21 protein-coding genes are annotated in these 20,286 nt (G+C 74.4%); 14 read left to right on the forward strand and 7 right to left on the reverse strand.

Annotated elements, in window-relative coordinates:
- Nucleotides 1–49 precede the first annotated feature (49 nt).
- The 3 genes from ABD981_RS11735 to ABD981_RS11745 are packed head-to-tail and all read left to right on the forward strand — an operon-like array spanning nt 50 to nt 7,073.
- Nucleotides 50–1,204, forward strand: a complete 1,155-nt coding sequence (locus ABD981_RS11735; RefSeq protein ID WP_046906168.1) for an ATP-binding protein — start codon at nt 50–52, stop codon at nt 1,202–1,204.
- A complete protein-coding gene (locus tag ABD981_RS11740; RefSeq protein ID WP_046906167.1) occupies nt 1,201–5,202 on the forward strand; it encodes a vWA domain-containing protein in 4,002 nt (1,333 codons plus the stop codon). Before ABD981_RS11735 ends, ABD981_RS11740 begins: the two co-directional genes overlap by 4 nt.
- The gene (locus tag ABD981_RS11745; protein WP_046906166.1) at nt 5,199–7,073 is read left to right on the forward strand and encodes an SWIM zinc finger family protein; all 1,875 of its coding nucleotides are present in this window, start codon (nt 5,199–5,201) and stop codon (nt 7,071–7,073) included. The genes ABD981_RS11740 and ABD981_RS11745 overlap by 4 nt, the downstream gene beginning before the upstream one ends.
- A gap of 32 nt (nt 7,074–7,105) precedes the next feature.
- Here the strand turns inward: ABD981_RS11745 and ABD981_RS11750 are convergent, their stop codons facing one another.
- The 4 genes from ABD981_RS11750 to ABD981_RS11765 form a co-directional block, all read right to left on the reverse strand.
- Nucleotides 7,106–7,684, reverse strand: a complete 579-nt coding sequence (locus tag ABD981_RS11750) for a protein-disulfide reductase DsbD domain-containing protein (protein ID WP_131723831.1) — start codon at nt 7,682–7,684, stop codon at nt 7,106–7,108.
- Nucleotides 7,684–8,496, reverse strand: coding sequence for a thioredoxin family protein (locus ABD981_RS11755; protein ID WP_123954219.1), 813 nt, complete (start codon nt 8,494–8,496; stop codon nt 7,684–7,686). The genes ABD981_RS11750 and ABD981_RS11755 overlap by 1 nt, the downstream gene beginning before the upstream one ends.
- A gap of 319 nt (nt 8,497–8,815) precedes the next feature.
- Complete coding sequence (locus ABD981_RS11760) at nt 8,816–9,523, reverse strand: AAA family ATPase (RefSeq protein WP_046906164.1); 708 nt, start codon at nt 9,521–9,523, stop codon at nt 8,816–8,818.
- 121 nt (nt 9,524–9,644) lie between these two features.
- On the reverse strand, nt 9,645–10,094 hold the full coding sequence (locus ABD981_RS11765) for a VOC family protein (protein ID WP_046906163.1): 450 nt from the start codon (nt 10,092–10,094) through the stop codon (nt 9,645–9,647).
- A gap of 97 nt (nt 10,095–10,191) precedes the next feature.
- Here ABD981_RS11765 and ABD981_RS11770 point away from each other — a divergent pair, with 97 nt between their 5' ends.
- From ABD981_RS11770 to ABD981_RS11800, 7 genes are all read left to right on the forward strand, one after another.
- The gene (locus tag ABD981_RS11770) at nt 10,192–10,773 is read left to right on the forward strand and encodes a TetR/AcrR family transcriptional regulator (RefSeq protein WP_046906261.1); all 582 of its coding nucleotides are present in this window, start codon (nt 10,192–10,194) and stop codon (nt 10,771–10,773) included.
- Nucleotides 10,774–10,934: 161 nt separating this feature from the next.
- Nucleotides 10,935–11,345 (forward strand): VOC family protein, encoded by a 411-nt coding sequence (locus tag ABD981_RS11775; protein ID WP_046906162.1) that lies wholly within the window; start codon nt 10,935–10,937, stop codon nt 11,343–11,345.
- A gap of 168 nt (nt 11,346–11,513) precedes the next feature.
- Nucleotides 11,514–11,987 (forward strand): helix-turn-helix transcriptional regulator, encoded by a 474-nt coding sequence (locus ABD981_RS11780; protein WP_046906161.1) that lies wholly within the window; start codon nt 11,514–11,516, stop codon nt 11,985–11,987.
- Nucleotides 11,988–11,992: 5 nt separating this feature from the next.
- A complete protein-coding gene (locus ABD981_RS11785; RefSeq protein ID WP_123954234.1) occupies nt 11,993–12,652 on the forward strand; it encodes a VOC family protein in 660 nt (219 codons plus the stop codon).
- A 123-nt stretch (nt 12,653–12,775) separates the two neighbouring features.
- Nucleotides 12,776–13,189 carry a VOC family protein gene (locus ABD981_RS11790; RefSeq protein ID WP_046906159.1) on the forward strand — a complete coding sequence of 138 codons (414 nt, stop codon included), beginning with the start codon at nt 12,776–12,778 and terminating at the stop codon, nt 13,187–13,189.
- 97 nt (nt 13,190–13,286) lie between these two features.
- Complete coding sequence (locus ABD981_RS11795) at nt 13,287–13,721, forward strand: YdeI/OmpD-associated family protein (RefSeq protein ID WP_046906158.1); 435 nt, start codon at nt 13,287–13,289, stop codon at nt 13,719–13,721.
- A gap of 88 nt (nt 13,722–13,809) precedes the next feature.
- Complete coding sequence (locus ABD981_RS11800; RefSeq protein ID WP_205628111.1) at nt 13,810–14,274, forward strand: DoxX family protein; 465 nt, start codon at nt 13,810–13,812, stop codon at nt 14,272–14,274.
- A 33-nt stretch (nt 14,275–14,307) separates the two neighbouring features.
- Here the strand turns inward: ABD981_RS11800 and ABD981_RS11805 are convergent, their stop codons facing one another.
- Nucleotides 14,308–14,736, reverse strand: coding sequence for a DUF4240 domain-containing protein (locus ABD981_RS11805; protein ID WP_123954218.1), 429 nt, complete (start codon nt 14,734–14,736; stop codon nt 14,308–14,310).
- 120 nt (nt 14,737–14,856) lie between these two features.
- On the opposite strand from ABD981_RS11805, the gene ABD981_RS11810 reads away from it, so the two are divergent.
- Together ABD981_RS11810 and ABD981_RS11815 are read left to right on the forward strand one after the other, a co-directional pair.
- The gene (locus tag ABD981_RS11810) at nt 14,857–15,648 is read left to right on the forward strand and encodes a hypothetical protein (protein ID WP_046906157.1); all 792 of its coding nucleotides are present in this window, start codon (nt 14,857–14,859) and stop codon (nt 15,646–15,648) included.
- A gap of 8 nt (nt 15,649–15,656) precedes the next feature.
- Nucleotides 15,657–15,959 carry a hypothetical protein gene (locus ABD981_RS11815; RefSeq protein ID WP_046906156.1) on the forward strand — a complete coding sequence of 101 codons (303 nt, stop codon included), beginning with the start codon at nt 15,657–15,659 and terminating at the stop codon, nt 15,957–15,959.
- Nucleotides 15,960–16,098: 139 nt separating this feature from the next.
- Here the strand turns inward: ABD981_RS11815 and ABD981_RS11820 are convergent, their stop codons facing one another.
- Nucleotides 16,099–16,569 (reverse strand): HIT family protein, encoded by a 471-nt coding sequence (locus tag ABD981_RS11820; RefSeq protein WP_046906155.1) that lies wholly within the window; start codon nt 16,567–16,569, stop codon nt 16,099–16,101.
- Between the two features lie 118 nt (nt 16,570–16,687).
- Here ABD981_RS11820 and ABD981_RS11825 point away from each other — a divergent pair, with 118 nt between their 5' ends.
- A complete protein-coding gene (locus ABD981_RS11825) occupies nt 16,688–16,930 on the forward strand; it encodes a hypothetical protein (protein WP_123954217.1) in 243 nt (80 codons plus the stop codon).
- 43 nt (nt 16,931–16,973) lie between these two features.
- Here ABD981_RS11825 and ABD981_RS11830 read toward each other — a convergent pair whose 3' ends face one another.
- On the reverse strand, nt 16,974–19,040 hold the full coding sequence (locus ABD981_RS11830; RefSeq protein WP_131723830.1) for a hypothetical protein: 2,067 nt from the start codon (nt 19,038–19,040) through the stop codon (nt 16,974–16,976).
- Nucleotides 19,041–19,523: 483 nt separating this feature from the next.
- On the opposite strand from ABD981_RS11830, the gene ABD981_RS11835 reads away from it, so the two are divergent.
- On the forward strand, nt 19,524–20,276 hold the full coding sequence (locus ABD981_RS11835; protein WP_345529039.1) for a GNAT family N-acetyltransferase: 753 nt from the start codon (nt 19,524–19,526) through the stop codon (nt 20,274–20,276).
- Nucleotides 20,277–20,286 lie beyond the last annotated feature (10 nt).

Below are 20,286 nucleotides of genomic sequence, written 5' to 3' on the forward strand. Positions count from 1 at the left end.
CGCCCGCCCGCACCACGTAAGCGTTTCGACCGTTGAAGAAGGATCCCGAATGACCGTCACCGATCAGACAGCCCCCGTCCGGCAGGGGCAGCCGGCCGAGGAACGCCACGCCACCGAGCTCGCCTTCCTCGCCGCCCAGGACCGCGGCCCGCGACCTCCCGGCTGGGCGCTCACCCCGCGCGCGGTCGTCACGTTCGTCTGCGGCAGCGACGGCGCGGAACTGTCCCTGCCCGAGCGCCACCCGGACCTGCCGTCGAAGCTGACGATCGCCCCCAAGTTCGTCGGCGAACGCGCCCTCGTCGAGCGCTGTGTGGTCACCCTCGCGGGAGAGCGGGGACTGCTGCTCACCGGCGAGCCCGGAACGGCCAAGTCGATGCTCTCGGAGCTGCTCGCCGCCGCCGTCAGCGGGAGCAGCGCCCTCACCGTGCAGGGCACGGCCGGCACCACCGAGGACGCCTTCCGCTACGGCTGGAACTACGCCCTCCTGCTCGCCCAGGGCCCCACCCCGCAGGCGCTGGTGGACTCTCCGGTCCTCGCCGCCATGCGGGCCGGCCGGGTGGTGCGGGTCGAGGAGATCACCCGCTGCCTGCCCGAGGTCCAGGACGCCCTCGTCTCCCTCCTGTCCGACCGCCGGATCACCGTGCCCGAACTCACCGCCACCGAGGACGCGGTCGTCCGCGCCGCGCCCGGCTTCACCGTCATCGCGACCGCCAACCTGCGGGACCGGGGCGTCTCCGAGATGTCGGCCGCGCTCAAGCGCCGCTTCAACTTCGAGACCGTGGACCCGATCGCCGACGCCGACGCGGAGGCGGTCCTGATCCGCCGCCAGGCCGTCGCCGCCGTCCAGCGGGCGGGCGCGGCCTTCGCCGTCGACGACGCCGTCCTCGACGCCCTCGTCACCGTCTTCCGCGACCTGCGCTCCGGCCGCTCCACCGAGGGCTGGGACGTGGAGCGCCCGGGCACGGTCATGTCCACCGCCGAGGCCGTACAGGTGGCGGCTTCGTTGGGAGTCGCGGCGGCCTACCTGCCCGGCGGAGACGTGCTGGACCTGCTGCCGGGCCACCTGCTGGGGGTGGTCCGCAAGGACGACCCGGCCGACCACGCGCGGCTGCTGGGCTACTGGGACGGCCCGGTGCGCCGCCGCGCCGAGAACGGCTCGGCGATGTGGCGCCGCCTCTGGGACCTGCGCGGGAGCCTGCGGTGACCTTCGTCGATCCCCGGGCGGCAGTGGACGCGCTGGCCGCGTCCCGCACGCCGTACCTCCTGGGAGTACGCCACCACAGTCCCGCCCTCGCCGCGGTCGTCCCCGCCCTGCTGGAGGAGGCGGGGGCCGAGGTGGTCTGCGTCGAGCTGCCGGCGGACTTCGAGCCCTGGCTGGAGCACCTGGCGGACCCCGAGACCGTGGCCCCGGTCGCGCTGGCCGGCGCGGGAGAGGGCGGCGCGCTGTCGTTCTATCCCTTCGCGGACTTCTCGCCGGAACTCGCCGCGGTCCGCTGGGCCAGGCGCCGAGGTGTGGAGGTGCTGTGCTGCGACCTCCCCCTCGGTGATCCCGGCTGGTCCGCGGGGGCCGGCGGGCCGGGGAGCCGGCCGGTCGAGGACGGCGACGGCGACGGAGCCGTGCGCCCGGACGGTGACGTCCCCGCGCAGGCCGGCGCCCCGACGGAGGCGGACGGCTCGGCGGGGACCGCGAGGAAGCGGGACACGGCCGCGGGCGCAGGCGGCGCCGAGTCCGCGGGGACGCCGGGGACGGCCGCGCGCGGCGAGCCCACGGTCACGCCGGAGACGTCCCCGCGCGCCCAGACCACGGCCGCACCCGCCACCGGTCCTGGCGACCGCGCGCGGGGTTCCTACGCCCAGGCGCTCGTCGCCGCGGGAACCGGCCGCGACGGTGACGACCTGTGGGACCGCGCGGTCGAGGTGCTGGCCCCCGGGTGCACCCCGGACGCGGTGCGCCGGGCCGCGCTGGGCGTGGGCTGGGCCCTGCGCGCCGACGCGGCCGTGCCCGCCACCGACCTGGCGCGGGAGGAGCGGATGCGCCGGGTGATCGCCTCCGCGTCGGCCGGCGGGCGCCGGGTGGCGGCCGTGATCGGCGCCTTCCACGCCCCGGCGCTCCTCCCGTCCGCGGAGGCGGAGGGCGACGCGGGCGACCGCACGCAGGGAGCGGGGCCGGAGGCGGAGGGCGCGTCGCCCACGAACACGCCGGGCGGGTCCGGCGGCACGGCGGCGGGCCTTCCCGGGGACTGCGACGCAGCCGCCACGACCGGAGACGGCGGGAAGGCGCGGCGCAAGGGTTCGGCCGAGGGCGGGGCCTCGCCGGTGACCTCACTCGTCCCGTACTCCTTCGACCTGCTCGACTCCCGCTCCGGTTACCCCGCCGGAATCCGCGACCCGCTGTGGCAGCAGGCCGTGCTCACCGCGGCCGGCGATCCGGACCGCCTCCGGGCGGCGGCCGCCGACGCGCTGACCGGCCTGTGCCGGGAGCTGCGGCGCGCCGGACACACCGCGGGCACCGGCGAGGCCGCCGAGGCACTGCGCCTGGCCTGCGACCTGGCCACCCTGCGCGGACTGCCCGCACCCGGACGGGGCGAGCTGCTGGAGGCCGTCACGACCGTCCTCGGCCAGGGCGAACCCCTCGGCCGGGGCCGCGCCTTGGCCCGCGCGCTGGAAGCGGTGCTCGTCGGCACGGCGCGCGGCCGGATCAGCCCGCACGCGCCCCGGTCCGGGCTCGGACCCTCCGTCGAGGCCGAGCTCGCGGACGTCCGGCTGCCCCGCCCCGACGATCCCGACCGCCGCGACCTGCGCCTGGACCCGCTCCGGTCGCCTCTGGACGCGCGCCGCGAGGTGCTGCTCCAGCGCCTGCGGGTGATCGGCGCGTCGTACGGCGAACCCCTCGCCGTCGCGAGCACGGGTGACGGCACGGCGCTCGGCACCAAGTGGCGCGTGGCGTGGACGCCGTCCGTGCCCGCCCGGCTCGACCTGGCGGGAGTACGCGGGGTGACGGCGGCCCAGGCCGCCGCGGGCACGCTCGCCGCGACCGCGCGCCGCGAGGCCGCCGAGGGCGGCCCCACTCCGGAGCAGATCCTCACCGGCCTGGCCGCGGCGGCGCGTTGCGACCTGCCCGAACTGGTCGAGGTGCGTCTGCACGAGGCGTCCACGGTGCTGCCCGACAGCGCGGACCTGCCCGAACTCCTCCAGGCCCTGGACCTGCTGGAGGGGTTGCGGCGCGGCCACTTTCCCGGCACGGAGCCGGAGGCCCGTGCGACGGCGGGCGCGCTGACGGAGGAACTGCTGGAGGCAGCCGTCCGCTCCCTGCCCGGCCTCGCCGGGAGCGACAGCGCCGCCGACGCCGGGGCGCTGGTGGCGCTGGCGGACCGGACGGCCGCACGCCACCTGGGCCTCCGGCTGGACCGGGCCCTCGCCGGGCTGGCCGCCGACGGCGCTCCGCTCATCCAGGGCGCCGCCCTCGCCGTGCGCGTGCTCCTCGACCTGGACGACGCGGCCGGGCTGGGCGAGCGCACCGCCGGTTGGATCGACGGGGCCACGGCCCCCGACTCGCGCCGGGCGCTGACGAAGCGCCTCTCCGGGCTGCTCACGGCCGCCGGACCCCTGCTCCAGGCCTCACCGGACGCGCTGGGCCCGCTCATGGACCGGGTCGACGCGCTGGCCGACCAGGAGTTCCTCGACCGGCTCCCGGCCCTGCGGGGCGGGTTCGACACCCTGACACCGGCAGCGCGCGACCGGCTGCTCACCACCGTGACGGAACGGCTCGGCGACCGGCTCGACCTGTCGCTCGACGCCCCCGCCGAACTGCTCGCCCTGTGGGCGGCGGCCGACGCGGCCGGATCGGCCGCGCTGAAGGCCCTGGGCCTGTCGGGGACGGGCACTCCCGACGGTGCAGGTCCTGCGGCGCTCCCGGAGTCGGCCGAGCGTCCCGCACCCGCCGCGGCGCCCGCTGGTGAAGGCCCGGGCACCAGGTCACCGGACGAGGACGCCGCAGACACCGGCACCGGCACAGACACCGGCACCGGCACAGGAATCGGATCCGCAGGCGCAGGCTCCGGAGCAGCCGACGCGGACCGGCGGCTGGGCCGTGCCGACCGCTGGCGGCTCCTGCTCGGCCGCCACAAGGAACGGCTCACCGGCGACGCGCGCCGATACGCCCACGCCCTGGACGAGCTCTACGGCCGGGGACGCGGCGAGGGCGCGCAGGACCTGGACGGCGGCGCCGCAGGCGGGGGAGGGGGACAGGAGGCGTCCTTCCCGACGGCCCGGGAGTGGGCGGAGGAGCTGGAGGCCCTGTTCGGCTCGGACGTACGCGAGGAGGTCCTCGCCGAGGCCGCCGACGCCGGACGCACGGACGTGCTCGCGCAGCTCGATCCGGCCGCGGTACGCCCGTCGGTGGAGCTGCTCGGTTCGGTGCTGTCGTTGGCCGGCGGCATGCCCGAGGCCCAGCTCGCCCGGCTGCGTCCCCTGGTGAAGCGGCTCGTCGACGAACTCGCGCGGGAGCTGGCCACCCGCCTGCGCCCGGCGCTCTCCGGACTGGCCACCCCGCGCCCCACCCGGCGTCCGGGAGGCCGCCTCGACCTCCCCCGTACCCTGCGGGCCAACCTCGCCCACACGCGGCGCGCGGAGGACGGCCGGCTGGTCGTCGTACCGGAGCGCCCGGTGTTCAGCACGCGGGCGAGCAAGGAGGCCGACTGGCGCCTGATCCTCGTCGTGGACGTCTCCGGCTCGATGGAGGCCTCGGTGATCTGGTCGGCGCTGACGGCCGCCGTGCTGGGCGGGGTGCCGACCTTGTCCACGCACTTCCTGGCCTTCTCCACGAAGGTCATCGACCTGACGGACCGGGTCGAGGACCCGCTGTCGCTGCTCCTCGAGGTCCGGGTCGGCGGCGGTACGCACATCGCGGCCGGCCTCGCGCACGCCCGCTCGCTGATCACCGTGCCGAGCCGCACGCTCGTCGTCGTGGTGAGCGACTTCGAGGAGGGCGCGCCGATCGGAGGACTGCTGGGCGAGGTACGTGCCCTGGCGTCCTCCGGCGCCCACCTGCTCGGCTGCGCGGCACTCGACGACACCGGCACGCCGCGCTACTCGGTGGCGGTGGCGCGCCAACTCGTCGCGGCCGGAATGCCGGTGGCCGCCCTCAGCCCGCTGACCCTCGCCCGCTGGGTGGGCGACCGCCTCCGTGGAGAACCCCGTTGAGCACCGAACTCCTGCCACCCGTCGCCCCCGACGTCCTCGCCGACGCCGTCGAGCAGCTCAGCGCCCGCCTGCGCAAGAAGCTCGACGCGGCGATCGCGAGCTGCGGCGGCCAGTCCACCACCGCGACCGGCGGAACGGTCGAGGTGCACTTCGGCGAGGACACCAAGGTCACCCTGCGCCCGGGCCCGTCGGGCGTGGTGACCGGAGCCGAACAGGCCGTGTGCTCCTGCCTGCTGTCCCCGCGCTGCCTGCACCGGGCAGCCGTCCTGGGCGCGGCCCCGTTGGCCGAGGGCCAGGAGGACGCGGCGGAGGGCGAGCCGTCGAACACCGACGGGGCCGACCCGCTCGCGGACGACGGCCCGGGCACGGACTCCACGGCGGAGGCCCCGGCGCCTGGGCTGCCCTCGCCGGGTTCGCCCCTCGCCGAGACCGCCTCCGCCACTCTCACCCCGGCACAGGTCCGCGCCGCCACGGCGCTGTGGACCGCCGCCGCCGAAGCACTGTCGGCCGGCGTCACCGCGGGCGGCGCGGTGGTGCAGGCCGAGCTGCTCCGCGCCGCGCACACCGCGCGGCTGGCGGCGCTGCCGCGGGCCGAGGCCGCCGCGCTGCGCGTCGTCCGGGGCCTGAGGGCCGCCCGGGAACGGAGCGGGGGACAGCGCCTCGGCGACCTCGCGGACGGGTTCCGTGAGCTGCTGGCCGCCGCCGCGCTGCTCTCCTCGGGGTCGGCCGACGCCGGCGCGGCGGGTTCCGCGCGGCGGGCGTACGAACAGGGCGGCAGCCTGCGGGTGTACGGCCTGTGCCGGGAGCCGGTGCTGTCCGCGACCGGGTACGGCGGCGTGACGACGCACCTGGTCGGTTCGGACGGCGAGGCGTACACGGTCTCCGACGTCCGTCCGGGCGGCCTGGCCCGGGTGAAGGGCGCGGGCTCGGCGTCCGTGGCGCTCGGGGGTGCCGTACTCGACCATGCCGGGCTGGCGCGCGGGGGGCTGCGGATCGTCGGCGCGACCGTATCGGCGGACGGGCGCCTCGGGGCGGGACGCGGAGTCAGCGCGACGCCGCTGCGCGGGGCGGACTGGTCCGAGGACCCCGCCGCCGCCCTCTTCGCGCGCCCGGTGCGGGAGGCGATGGCCGCCGCGCTGGCCGACGACGCCACACAGTCCGCCGAGCGGGGAAGGACGGCGACGCGTCTGCTGGGCTGCGACGTGGAGGTGATCGGTGCGGTGGGCGACTTCGTCCTCGTCCGGGTCGCCGCCGACGGACCGCTGCTGCGGCTCCGCCCCGCTCACCCCCATCCGGAGCTGCCGCACGCGGCCAACCTGCGCCGGATCGCCGAGCACCCCGGCCTCGTGCTCCGCGTGTTGGGACGTCCCGACCTGGACCGGGCGGCCACGTTGCGGCCGTTGGCCGTCGGACCGGTGCCGGAGGCGACGGCGACCCTGCGGCTGCCGGACGAGTGGAAGGGCCACGCGGACCTGGGCTATGACCGGCTGCAGGGCGAACACTTCCCTCGCGAGCCGATCGGGGAGGCGCCTGCCGACCCGCTCGCCATCGGCCCCGACCCCTTGGCGGACGCGCCCCTGTGGAGGGTGCGGCGCTTGTTGGAGACGGGCGTCGCGGGCGGCCGCCGTGCCGTGGCGGAGGCGGGCCGCGGTACGGACACCTCCTCACTGGTCACCCGCCTCACCCGGGCGGGCCTCGGCGGCGCGGCACACCTCGCACAGGCCCTCACCACGGAGGCGGGCCGCCGCCCCCGAGACCCCTTCGGCCGCCTGACCGACCCTTCGGCCGACGCGTACGCCCGCGCCTGGCTCGCCGCGGCGGTCCATCTGTCGGCCGCGGAGAGAACGCTGGTGGCCGCGTCGTGGTCCTGACCACCGCAGGGCCCGAGGGCGCGGACGGTCCGTCAGGAGGCGCCGAACGACAGGCCGTCCTCGGCCGTGCGCAGGACGACGGCGCGGTCGGCCACGGGGATCGTGCAGCCCTCGGTCGAGCTGCAGCTCGCATAGCCGATGAGGACCTTCGCCTCGCCCGGGGCGGTCGCCCGGATCGGCAGGGTGACCGTGACGGGGCCGTCGGGGTAGACGGGCACGGCGCTGCGAACGCCGGGCACCTTGATGGTCTTGACGGGCTTGTCCACCGTCATCGCACCGGCGGTGGCGAGCGAGCCGGCGGGGCGGACCGCGGTGGGCCGCCCGACGCCTTCGATGCCCTGGGCGGGGAGCGCGGTGCTGTAGAGGTGGAACCCGGCGTCGTCGGGGGTGAACGTGGCGACCAGGGTGCCCGTGGAGGACGTCCAGCCGGCCACGCTCAGCCGAACGGTCACGCCGTTCTCGTGGAACTCCGTCGCCGCGCCCGGGGGCTGCGACTCGGCCTGCTGTCCGCAGGCGGTCAGCGCCGTGGCCGCGAGCAGCGCGGCTGCGGCGCGGGCGAGGCGTGTGCGCAGGGCGCGGGGGAGACGCGGAGCAGGGTGCCGGGTGGTCATCAGGCCCACTTCTTCAGGAACACGCCGAGGCCGGCGTCGGTCAGGTCGGGGTTGCCGGTCGAGTACGTCTCGGTCAGGAGCCTGCCCTTGCCGTCGAGGACGACGAGGACGGGCATCTTGTACGCGCCTTCGCCGGAGCAGTAGCTGCTCAGAAGGCTGAAGGCGGCGGAGTCGTCGCCGCCGATGTCCACCTTGACCACGTGGTACGAGGCGTCGAGCAGCGCGCCGACGTCCTTCGTGGCGAAGACCTCGTCGGCGGCCTTGCAGTTGCCGCACCAGTTGGCGCCGAAGTCGATCAGCACCTTCTTGCCGTCGGCCCTGGCCGCGGCGACAGCGGCCTTGACCGCCGCTCGGGCGTCGCCCCCGGTCGGGTAGCCGGTCCTGAAACCCGAGGAACCGGCGGCGGAAGCGCTCTTCTGCGCGACCGGCTTGGCCCGCATCGCCGGCTCGGCGCGCTTGCCCGGCTTCGCGGCGGCCGTCGTCGTGGCCGGGCGCGGCACGGCCTTGGCCGCCGCCGTGTGCTTGGCCACCGGCGCGGAAGGGCCGGAGCTCGGGCGGGACGGCGGAGCGGCCGATGCCGTGGCGACGGGGGAGGCGGTCGCGGTCGGCGCCTCCATGGGCTCCATGTCGCTGATGCCCTGGTCGGTGGGCGCGTCCGGGGCCGAGGCCACGGACAGGCTCTGCGAGGCGTCGCTCCGCGGTCCGCCACAGGCCGTGGCGACGGCAGCGGCGGCGACCGTGAAGGTGACGGCGGAGGCGCGGACGAGGCCCTGGAGGCCCGCGGAGCGTTGTTTGCGCCGATGTGCGGCCATGGCGAATCAACCCCTTCTGATCGGTGAGATCTCCGGGGCCGGGGAGCGGCCGGTGCCGGAGCGGGCCAGTGATCGACCTGACCGACCGTGAGCCTAGGGGCCGAAAACGCCTCCAGGACCGTCCTCATGCCGCCCATCAGGCAGGCTTAAGGTGCTGATCATGTTCGCGCCCTGGGGACCGCCACCGGAACCCGTGACGCGCACGGTACGCGTCCGTTTGCTCACCCTCGGCTCCGGCCTCACCTTTGCCGGCCCACAGCGTCGGGTGCGACGGCGGCACCGATGCGCACGACCGGCGGGCCCGGCCTGACGGGCGTCCTCAGTCGAGGACGTGCCGGAGGTAGGACCGCGGGTCGGCGAGGTAGCGGCGCCAGTGGTCGACCAGGGCCAGCCGGTCCCACGTGGTCCGGCGCAGCCCGTGCTCTCCGACCTCGATGATGTCCGCGCCGGGCAGTGCGGTCAGCAGCGGTGAGTGGGTCGCGCAGACCACCTGCCCGCCGCTCTTCACCAGCCGGTCGATGTGCCCGAGCAGCTCCAGGCAGGACGTGAACGAGAGCGCGGCCTCGGGCTCGTCCAGCACGTACAGCCCGGCCTGGTGGAACGTGCCGCGGAAGGCGGCGAGGAAGCCCTCCCCGTGGCTGACCTCGTCCGGCGTGAACCCTTCCCGGTCCAGGGCGTCCAGCGCCGTCTCGGCGCGCAGGAAGAACCCCTTCCGGGTCGCCCAGCTGCCCAGCATGGCCCGCCCACGCGGCGCCGCGTCGAAGCGGACCCTCTCGCCCAGCGGCGACTTGGGGCGGTGACTCGCGTAGCGCCAGTTGTGCGAACCACCCCAGGAGTCCAGGCCGAAGCCTTCGGCGAGGGCCTCGACCAGAGTCGACTTGCCCGAGCCGTTCTCCCCGACGAGGAACGTCACCGGAGCGGTGAAGCGCACCCCGTGAGCGAGGAGATCGCGCACGCAAGGAACGGACCAGGGCCACTCGTCGTCGTTGCGCGGGCCCGTGTGTGCGTATGCGCGTTCGATAATCATGCCGCCGAGTCTCTCACCTCGCGCACGGCATCTCGACCATACCCACCCAATCCCGGCGCCCCCTGCTCTGCCCGTCCGGAGAGCCCGTGCGCCGGTCCGTGGGTCGGTCCGACACGGGGAATCAGGCCTCGGTGTACAGGGCGGCGAACTCCTCGCTCGGCGGCACGACGGTGATGACGTCGATCAGCACGCCGTCGGGGGCGGCGACGATGAAGTGCCGCTGGCCGAAGGTCTCCGTGCGCAGCGACAGCGCCTCGGGCAGGCCGGCCTCCGTCACGAGCCGGTGGTGTTCGGCGTCCACGTCGTCCACCTCGAAGTTCAGCAGCAAGCCGCCACGGAGCGCGACCCGGTGGTCCTCGGGGACGGTCGGGTGGGTGTGGTCGAGGAGGGCCAGTTCGTAGTGCGGGGCGTCGGGGCGGCGCAGGCTGACGTACCAGTCCGCCTCGAAGGTCACCTCGAACCCGAGATGGCGCGTGTAGAACTCGCGCGAGGCGGCGACGTCGCGGGTGGCGAGCACCGGGTAGAAGCCACCGAGCTCGGCCGTGGGGGTGGTCGCGCGTGCGTTCGCCATGACGGAGGCCCTCCGGATCCATTTCGCATACCCCGGGTATGCAAATCATGGCGCTAGCATACCCCCGGTATGTGAAAAGGAAAGGGCGGTGTTCGCGATGGCGGTGAACAGGGCGGAGCAGCGGGCGGCCACGCGGCGGGCGCTGCTGACCGAGGGGCGGCGCCGGTTCGCCGCCGACGGGTACCACCACGTGGTGCTGGCCGAGGTGGCGCGCGCCGCGGGGGTCACCAAGGGGGCTGCCTACCACCACTTCGACAGCAAGGCGGGACTCTTCCGGGCCGTCGTCGCCGAGGTCCAGCAGGAACTGGGGGAGCGGGTCGCGGCCACGGCCGAGCGGTACGACGACCTCTGGGAGCAACTACGGGCCGGCTCCCGGGCCTTCCTGGCCGCGGGAACCGACCCCGCGGTCCGGCGGATCCTGCTGGTCGACGCACCGACCGTCCTGGGCTGGGACGAATGGCGGGCCCTGGACGAGGAGTCCTCGGCCCGGCACCTCGCCGAAGCGCTGGCGGCGCTCGCCTCGGCCGGAATCATCGCCGATCAGCCGGTGGAGCCCCTGGCCCGCCTGCTCTCCGGAGCGATGAACGAGGGCGCGCTCTGGATCGCGCGGGGCGGGGACCCGCAGGCCGCGGAGCAGGCGCTCGACCGGCTCCTGGCCGGGCTGCGCGTCGCGACCTGACGCCCCCGCGGCGACGGATCGGCTGGTGGCGGGCGCGTCGGGAGCGGGGTTCTGGTCGTCGGCGGTCGGTCCGGCCGGCGGGAAGGGACGCAGCCGCTCGCCGAGAGATCGGTCAGGAATCGAGAAGCGGGCCACCTCGGGGCGCGTCTAGCCTGCTCGACATGGACATCACCATTCACACGACCGCCCTCCCGCACGACGACCCGGACGCGTCGCTCGCCTTCTACCGCGACGTCCTCGGCTTCGAGGTCCGCAGCGATGTCGGGCAGGGCAAGATGCGGTGGATCACGGTCGGCCCGGCCGGTCAGCCCGGAACGTCGATCCTCCTGGCGCCGCCCGCCGCCGATCCCGGCATCACCGAGGACGAACGCCGCACCATCACCGAGATGATGGCCAAGGGCACCTACGGCTGGATCCTGCTGGCCACGCCTGACCTCGACGCCGTGTTCGAGAAGGTCCAGGCCGGCGACACCGAGGTCGTCCAGGAGCCCACGGAGCAGCCGTACGGCGTCCGCGACTGCGCGTTCCGCGACCCCGCGGGCAACCTGGTCCGCATCCAGGAACTGAGCTGAACCGAGCCCGGCCCGTCTGACTTCAGTCCGCCGGAGCTCCGTGCCGCAGCGGCACGGAGCGTCCACCCGGGGATGCCTGCGGGGCGGGCGCTCCCGGGCGCCGCGGGCAGCCGATGACGCGCATGCCGATGCAACCGGAAGACGAATGACAGAGAGGGGAAAGCTCTCATGTGCAAGCCGGAATGGCGGCGTGCGCGCGTCCAGGCACAGCGCCTGGTCGATCTCGCGCGGTTGCGCCGCGTCCGCGACCGGATCGACAGGGAGTACGCGCGACCGCTCGACGTGGAAGCGCTCGCCCGCGATGCGAACATGCCCGCCGGGCATCTGAGCCGGCAGTTCCGGGCCGCGTACGGCGAGTCCCCGTACGCGTACCTGATGACGCGTCGCGTCGAGCGGGCGGCGGCCCTGCTGCGGCGGGGCGACCTCGGTGTCACCGAGGTCTGCTTCGTGGTCGGCTGCGCGTCGCCGGGCACGTTCACCACTCGTTTCACCGAGCTGGTCGGCATGTCGCCCGGGGCCTTCCGGCGCCAGGCGGCGGGGGCGGCGATCGTGCTGGAAGGGATGCCGGCGTGCGTGGCGAAGGCGGTCTCCAGACTGGTCAGGATTCGAGAAGCGCGGGCGGTGGGCCGGGCCCTAGCGTGAGGGACATGGCAACCACCCCTTCCTCAGTGTCCCTCGTGTCCCTCTTCTGCGTCGCCCTCGAGGTGGCCGACCTGGACGCCGCCCACCGCTTCTACACGGCCTTCGGCGTGGCCGGCCGTCTGCAGCTGCGGGCCTCGCAGGCGCCGACCAGCGGCTTCCGGGGTTTCGCCCTGGCGCTGACGGTGTCGGGGCCCTCCACCGTCGACGCGTTCGTCGAGGCGGCGGTGGCCGCCGGTGCGACGGTCGTGAAGCCCGCGGCGAAGTCGCTGTGGGGCTACGGCGGTGTCGTGCAGGCCCCGGACGGCACGATCTGGAAGCTGGCGACCTCGGCGAAGAAGGACGACGGCGTGGCCACCCGGGAGATCGACGAGATGGTCCTGCTGCTGGGTGTCGAGGACGTGAAGGCGACCCGGGAGTTCTACGTCGGCCGGGGGCTGAGCGTGGCGAAGAGCTTCGGCGGCAAGTACGCGGAGTTCACGGCCGCAGCGTCCAGCCCGGTGAAGCTGGCGCTGTACAAGCACCGGGGCCTGGCCAAGGAGGTCGGCGTCCCGGTCGAGGGCGGCGGCTCGCACCGCATCGTCCTGGGCGGCACCGGCGCCTCCTTCACCGACCCCGACGGATTCGTCTGGGAGACCGCCGCCTCCCTCGCGGCCACGCCGTCCTGACCCGGCGGCGCCGCCCCACCCACCACCGGCCGACCGGCGCGCCCGCGCCGACGGGACGGCCGGGCCGCGGCGGCCCGGACGTCCGCCGCGTACCCATCACATCCACAGCGCAAGGAGCACGTCATGAAGGCACACGTCAGCTCGATCCTCCTCGGTGTCCGGGACCTGGACCGCGCCAAGCAGTTCTACACCGAGGGCCTCGGCTGGAAGATCGAGAACGACTACGGCGTCTCCGTGTTCTTCGAGTCGGACGGCGCCTCGCCGGTCGGCTTCTACAGCCGCGAGGGCCTCGCCGGCCAGGTCGGCACGGATCCCGAAGGCAGCGGCTTCAGCGGACTGGTGCTCACCTACGTCGTCCGCAGCGAGGCACGGGTCGAGGAGATCATGGCCGAGGCGCACAAGGCCGGTGCCACGATCCTCAAGCCCGCCGGCGCTCTGCCGTGGGGCGGGTACGGCGGCACCTTCGCCGACCCGGAAGGCTACGTCTGGAGCCTCGGCTACAGCGACTCGGGACCCGACCAGCCCTACGCCGAGTAGCCGCGACGCGGCGGACCCGGATGGCGGGCCGTCCGCATCGGCATCCGTATCCGCATCCGCATCCGCCGTGTAGCAGTCAGAACGACAGGAGAAGACCATGAAGTTCAGGTCCCAGGTCGAGCCGCCCGAGCCCATGCGGGGCCTGGAGGTCCCGCCCGAGGTGGTGGCGGCGCTCGGCGGCGGCGCGCGGCCGCCGGTGACGATCACGGTCAACGGGCATTCCTGGAAGAGCCGGGTCGCCATCCTGCGCGGCCGCCACCTGCTCGGCCTCAGCATCGCCAACCGCCGGGCCGCGGGCGTCGAGATCGGCGAGGAGGTCGAGGTCGAGCTGGAGCTCGACACCGAGCCGCGCGTCGTCGCCGAGCCCCCGGACTTCGCCCGAGCCCTGGACGACGATCCGCTCGCCCGCGCCGCGTACGACGACCTCACCCAGAGCCGCAAGCGCGAGCACGTACGCGCCGTCGAGAGCGCGAAGAAGCCCGAGACGCGCCGGCGGCGCATCGAGAAGGTCATCGCCACCCTGCGGGGCTGAACCCCGAACACGCGAAGTCTCCGCTCCGCCGGCACCGCATGCGCCGCGCGGAGGCCTCATCCTGCCCGACCACCCCTGGGGAACACGTATGTCCAAGCGACTCATGACCGTCCTGTACTGGTTCCTGGCCCTCGAGTTCGCGCTGGGTGCCGTGACCAAGTGCTGGCCGGGAGACACGATCTTCAGCTCGGCCTACTCCACGAAGTTCGAGGAGTGGGGATACCCGTCCTGGATGCGCTTCGTGGTCGGCGCGCTGGAGGGCGCAGCCGCCGTCCTGCTCGTGATCCCGGACAAGCGGACCCGCTTCCTGGGCGCCACCACGCTGATGTTCGTGCTCACCGGCGCGGTCACCACCCACATCGTCCACCACGACCCGACGGTGGAGAGCTGGGCCGCACCGACCCACCTCCTCGTCATGGGCATCCTCGCGCTGGCCAACTGGCCCGCCGACTGGCGAGACCTCGTACGGAGCTCCCACGCCGCCCCGACGGCCCGAACCCCGCGTCCCTCCGAGGAAAGGGCGAGGGCGCACCAGTGTGGAGGGACTCCCTGACCTTCACCGACCCGTCCCGAAGGGACCGGCCGCTCAGTCGGCCCAGCCTTCGGTGTTCGCGTACGACTCGTAGGAGTACCGCGTGCGGCGGTCCCACTCCTCGCCGGTGATGCTTCTGTACGCCCGGTCCGGTGCGGAGAGCAGGCTCTCGGCCCAGACGAGGTCGGTGGCGTACGGCGTGAAGGCCGCGGCGTCTCTGAGGACCTCGTCGAACTCGGTGCGGCCGGCCGCGACGACCGCGGCACGTGTGTAGAGAAACGCGTCCGCGCTCAGGTCGTGTCCGTACTCTGTGCGGTCCAGCTGGTAGAGCGCCCATGAGAGTTGTTCGGCGAAGCCGATGACCAGCGACAAGGGTGACCGCGCGAGCCGCTCGGTCAGGGTGTCCGCAAGGAGGTCGGCGTCCGGGTCGGGTTCCGTTGGTCTGCAGTCTTCGATGAGCTGCCAGAAGGCGTCTTCGTTCATACGGGCGAGGATGCCGCAGGGGTCTGACAGTCCCGCAGGTCGTGGCTGCGGAGCAGAGGATCAGCCTGTGGACGCCTGGCGGAGGCCGAGGATGTCAGTGGTGGCTGTCAGTCTGGGCCTGTGCTGATCGACGGATACGAAGACGCCCCTCTGACGACTCGGGAGGACCTGCTGTCGCTGCCCGGGTTCTGGCCCGCCTACCTGCTGTGGCTCTGCCGGACCGGGGACGAGGAACCGCGGCCGGGGTGGTTCGGCGCCGACGAGGCGGACACGGACGCGGCGATCGAGGCGCTGACCGACGGGGAGCGGTGGCCGGTCTTCCGGATACCGTTCGGCGCCGGTCACTCCGTGGTCGTCGTGGGCCGCAACCTCGCCGATGACACGGGCACCGACTACTTCGTGACCCACGGGGAGTGGGAGCGCCACGGGCACCTCGCGAGCGTCGACGGGCACCACGCCGGCCCGGGACTCGCGTGGCGGGAGCTCGTGCACATCGCCGCCACCCCCGACCTGGATGCCCCGGGCGTCCATACGCATCACGCCCGCCTGCTGCTCCTCCTGCCCGTACTCGGTGACGCCGACCTTCCGCCCGAGGCGGCCTGGCTGGTCGCGGACGCGCTGCTCCAGGCAGGCGTCGGCGACGACGAGGCGCCCGGGCTGGCGGAGGCGCTTCTGGAGGAGCACCCGCTGTGGGAGTCACCCGAATGGACGCTGGCCGGTGCGTCCCCGCTCTCGGGCGGCGAGGATCCGTTCCCCGGCATCCTGTACTGCGACGACCCCCACAGCCCGCGGTGCGACACGCGACTCGCCCGAGGCATCACGCGCGACCAGAGCGCCCGGCTGGCCCGAGCGCTGGGGACGTGGCCCGCCGTGTGGGGCGAGGGGCACAATGGGCCGGGGCTCGTCGGCTAGGAGGCGATGTGGACGGCTGCCTGCACGAAGGCTGTGGCCCGGCTCAGGGTCTCGCCCCGGACGATCACGTGTTCGTGTCCAAGCGCGTGTTCCGCGGGCGGCCGGTCATGCGTGTGCATCTCGACGAGGACGGGGACTGGCAGGCGTTCTCGGGCGCCGAACCGCGCTGGGTCGGACGGCCGAGGCTGATCCACGCGTCCCACTTGCTGGAACGCGATCCGTCGCTGGCCAGCCTGCCCGCCCTGCCCCTGGGCCATCTGGCGACCCGGGACGAGGTTTCCGGAACGGAATGGCAGATCTTCCGGGAGTGACGCGGGGCCGGCACCGCCTCCGACCCGTCGCGGTGCGCCGGGCGGACGAGACCGCGCCCGCCGGGACACACCTGCCTCGCGAGCTTGTGGTGGTGAGGCCTGCGCGCCGAGGGAGGACGTCGGCCCGGCGGGCCGCTGGTCAGCTCGTTTCGTACGCGTCGGGCAACAGCTTCGTGAGCTCGCCGGTGATCGCGGCGCGCAGTTCGTCATGTCGTGCGTCCAGCCGGTGGACCGGGTCTGTTCGCTCGCTCCCGTAGCGCCAGACGGGGCCGTGCCGGAGGGCCGGGGGCTCCCAGTCGTAGCGGGCGTGGACGTGGCCGTGGAGGTGCTCCCAAGAGTTGCCCAGCACTTCGTAGTTGAGGCGGCGGAAGTCCGAGTCGTGCCGTCGGCAGGCTGCCTCGACGGCTTCTCCGAGGAGGGAGAGGTCGAACAGGAAGCGGGCTCGCTCCGGTCGGGGGAGATCGGTCAGGTGATCCGCCTGGCCCGCGTACAACAGGAGGCAGTAGCCGGGGAGGTGCTGGACGTCGCCGATGACGGCCCAGCCCGTCCTCATGCGGGCCAGCACGGTGGGGTTCTCGCCCCGCTCGGCGGCACCCAAACGGTCGTTCATCCAGGTATCCACGGCCCCATGGATACCAGCCACGAAGGGGAGTTCGGGCAGCGTCGTCCGGGTCGGCTGGTACGGCCCTCCCCTGGGGGCGCTGCTCGCCGAGGGGCTCCTCGACTGGGTGGGCTTCGACATCAAGGCGCGGCCCGACTCCGACGCGTACGACACGATCACGGGCGTGCGCAACAGCGCGGGGCCCGCCAGAAGGAGCCTGGAGCTGTTGCTGGACTCCGGCACGGACTACCAGCTGCGGACCACCGTCGATCCGGCACTGATGGGAGCCGACGAGGTCGCCGCTCTCGGTTCCTGGCTGGAGGAGCAGGGGCTGCGCGGACATGTTTGGCAGACGGCGCGGGAGGGGTGAAGGACGCCCTCCCCGGGGCATCGTCGGTCGGTGCGGACCGGGTTCAACTCCTCGCGCGCGCCAGCAAGGTGCGGGCGAGGGCGACGTGGCGGTGGGTGGGTTCGAGGACCGTGTGCGCGTCGTGGAGGATGCGGGACAGTTCCGCGGCCGCCTCGGCTTCGTGGTTGGCGGCCAGTAGCGCCTGGGCGCGCTGGACGCGGCTGTGCATGACGTGGGGGTGTTCCTCGCCCAGGAGCCGGCTGCGTTCGGCCACGAGCCGGGTGAACTCGGCGATCGCCTCGTCCGTGCGGCCCGCGCGGGCGGCGAAGGCCGCCTGGGTGCTGCGTATGGCGAGGGTGTGCGCGTCCTGGGCGCCCAGGACGCGTTCGGCATCCGCGAGGAGCAGGCGCAGCTGTCGTTCGCTGTCCGGCAGGCCGTCGGCAGGGTCGCCCGTGAGGCTGGAGAACCAGATGAGGCTGCGCCGTGCGGCCAGCACCTGGGGGTGATCGGTGCCCTCGAGCCGGACGCGGTCCTCAAGGAGCCGTTGCAGCCGGCGGACGGCCGTGGTCGTGTCGCCCGCCTCGCCGGCGAAGTACGCCTGCTGGTGCCGGGCCGCCAGCGTGTCGGGGTGATCGGCTCCCAGGGCCGCGGTGGTGTCGGCCACCAGGCGGGTGAAGGCGGCGGCGGCGCGCTCCGGTTCGCCCGCCTCGCCCACGAAGAACGCCCACTGGTGCACGGCGGCCAGCGTCTCGGGGTGCCCGGGGCCGAGGTCGGACCGTCGGCGCAGGACGATGTCGTGGAGCGCCGTCGCGGCCTGCCGCGGCCGCCCCCGGTCGCCCACCACGATCGCCAGCATGAAGTCCGCGCCCGCCGTCCCGCCCTCGCGGGCCCGCTCCAGAGCCGCGGCAGCTCGCGGCAGCCGTCCCGCCTGATGGGCCACGAGCCCCATGTCGTACGCGTCGGCCGGCTCCGCCCGGGCGAGCAGCGAGTCCCAGAGGTGGTCCGGTACGGCAGGCAGGTCCGGGGCGGTCAGGAGGTAGTCGAAGGCGGTGTACCCCTGGCTGTAGTTCCCCATCAGCAGCCCGCTCGTGGCGTAGGCGGCCCTGCACGCCCACAGCATCGCCTCGTCGAAGGGCTCGGGCTGGAGGTCGGGCCCGCCGCGTTCGGCCAGGTAGGGGAGGTGCAGCTCCAGGAGCCAGTCGCGGCTCGCCGGCCGGCGCAGCCCCGAGCGGCGGCAGTCCACCGCCGCGGCGACGATGGCCGCGCCGCGGGGATTGGCGCCGGGCGCCCAGGCGTTCCGCCACGCCGCGAGCAGCTCGGGGCCGGCGGCCATGATCTCCGCGAGGCCGAACCGGTCGCAGCTGTCCAGCGCGAGGTCGATCCGGGGATCCCCTCGGTGGGCCGCCGCGCGCTGCTGCTCCGCGGTCGACCAGCGGCGTTCCAGGCGGACCTGCACGGCCGAGGCCAGGACATCGCGCTGCACCCGCCAGGCGTCCCGGTCCGATCCGGTCAGCCGGCTCTCCTCGCGGGCGTCGTAGCGGCGGAACTCCTGCGACCGCATCGTCGCCAGGACGGCGACGCGGCCCGGTCTGCGCTCCAGGAGACCGTTCAGCAGGGCGCTGGTCACCCCGTCGGCCCCCAGGTAGTTCTCGAGGTCGTCCAGCCACAACACGGCGCGGCGGGCACGCCGGACCGCCTCCGCCGCCGCGGCGAGCCCGCCTCGGTCCAGGGGGCGCACGAACACGTGCCGCGGAAAGGACGACCGGACCACCTCGTACGCGAGCCGGGTCTTGCCGGCGGTCGACTCGCCCACGACGAGCACGAAGCCGCCGCCCCGCAGGGCCTGACGCAGCAGCGGCTCGGCGTCGCGCCGCACGTACGGCGGTGCACCGCGATGGCCGGCGTGCTCCTCCGCCGGATGGACGCCGGCCAGTTCGGGACGGCTCAGCTGCTCGACCCTGGGCAGACGCCCTGCCGGCGTCCGCAGCAGCACGCCGGCGGACGTGGCGGTGCGCTGGGGTTGAAGACGTTCCGCGAGCAAGGTGTACAGCGTCGTACTGGCCGCGCCGATGCCCGTCGCCAGAGGCCCGGAGGTCCACATGGCGGCCAGCCCCAGGGCCGTGGCGCCCACGCCCACCGCCGTCAGGTACCTCCACCAGCCCGGCGACGCCGGCCGAGCGGCGTCGCGTCGGAGAAACAGTGACACGCTGCCCCCATCGCGTGACGTGGGCTCCCATTTTCATCACGGGGCTCATCGCTGTCGAGGGCCTGTGAGAGCCGAGCCGAGGGGCTGGGGGCACGGAACGGATCGCGGTGGTGCCCGGTCTCCGGTGCCCGGCCTCCGGTGTCGGTGCCCGGTGGTGCTGCGCCGACCGCCTGAGTCCGAGAGGGGTGGCCGAGGCCGGGAGAAAAGTGGTGGCGGGCGGGACGGGAGTGGCGGCAGGGTGGACAGGGAGGACATGTGGCATGAAAGGCGGATCGCGCTCGTGGCGTTCACGACTCCCCGTTCGGCGGCAGGACTCTCGGTGCGGGCGTACCACCCCGGAGACGAGGCGGCGGTGCTCGGCCTGGTGGGCGCCGATCGCTTGCCCGGCCAGCCGCCGGCCACGCCGGGATGCTGGCCGAGGCGCTGGCGGGCCGCTCACCGGTCGACGGCGGATGGTGGGACGAGCTTGAGGCGCCCGTCACGGAGGTGATCTGTGACGCGACGGACCAGGTGCTCGGCGCCGTCTCGTACGCAAGGCGCCCTTCGGACCAGTCCGGGTTCATCCTGTGGCTGCACTGCCGAGAGGACGAGGGCCTGGCCGAGGCCCTGATCTCCCGGGCGCTCCACCGGCTCGGCACGGGCACGGTGCACGCCTTCGAGTTCGCCTCCGCCCTCACCCTCGGGCTGGAGGGCCTGCCGGCCCGCCACCGCCCCGCGACGCTCAAGGCCCTCGAAGCCGCTGGGTTCACCGGTCGCGACTCGTGGCGCTACATGCGCGCGGACCTGCCGGTCGCGGGACTCCCGCGCGCCGAGCGCTGCACCGTGGAGGAGTGCGAGGACCCTCCGGGCCGGCGACTGGAGGTCCGTGACGGCGCGGAACTCCTCGCGGAGGCCACCATCGGCCGCCCCGTCGACGGCGTCGGAGTGCTGTGGTGGATCGGCGTGGCCCAGGCCGCCCGCGGGCGAGGCACGGGCCTGGCGCTGCTCGGCTCGGCCCTCGACGAGCTGGCCGGGATCGGTGCCCGCGAGGTGATCCTCTACGTCGACGACGACGCCCCGCCCGGCGACACCGAACGCGACCGCACCGCTGCCAACGGCCTGTACGACCGGGCCGGTTTCACCGAGGTCGACCGGCTGCACTGCTTCACCCGCGGTTCGTAGCCGCTTGAGG

It is taken from the genome of Streptomyces showdoensis (genome assembly GCF_039535475.1).
Lineage (GTDB): Bacteria > Actinomycetota > Actinomycetes > Streptomycetales > Streptomycetaceae > Streptomyces > Streptomyces showdoensis.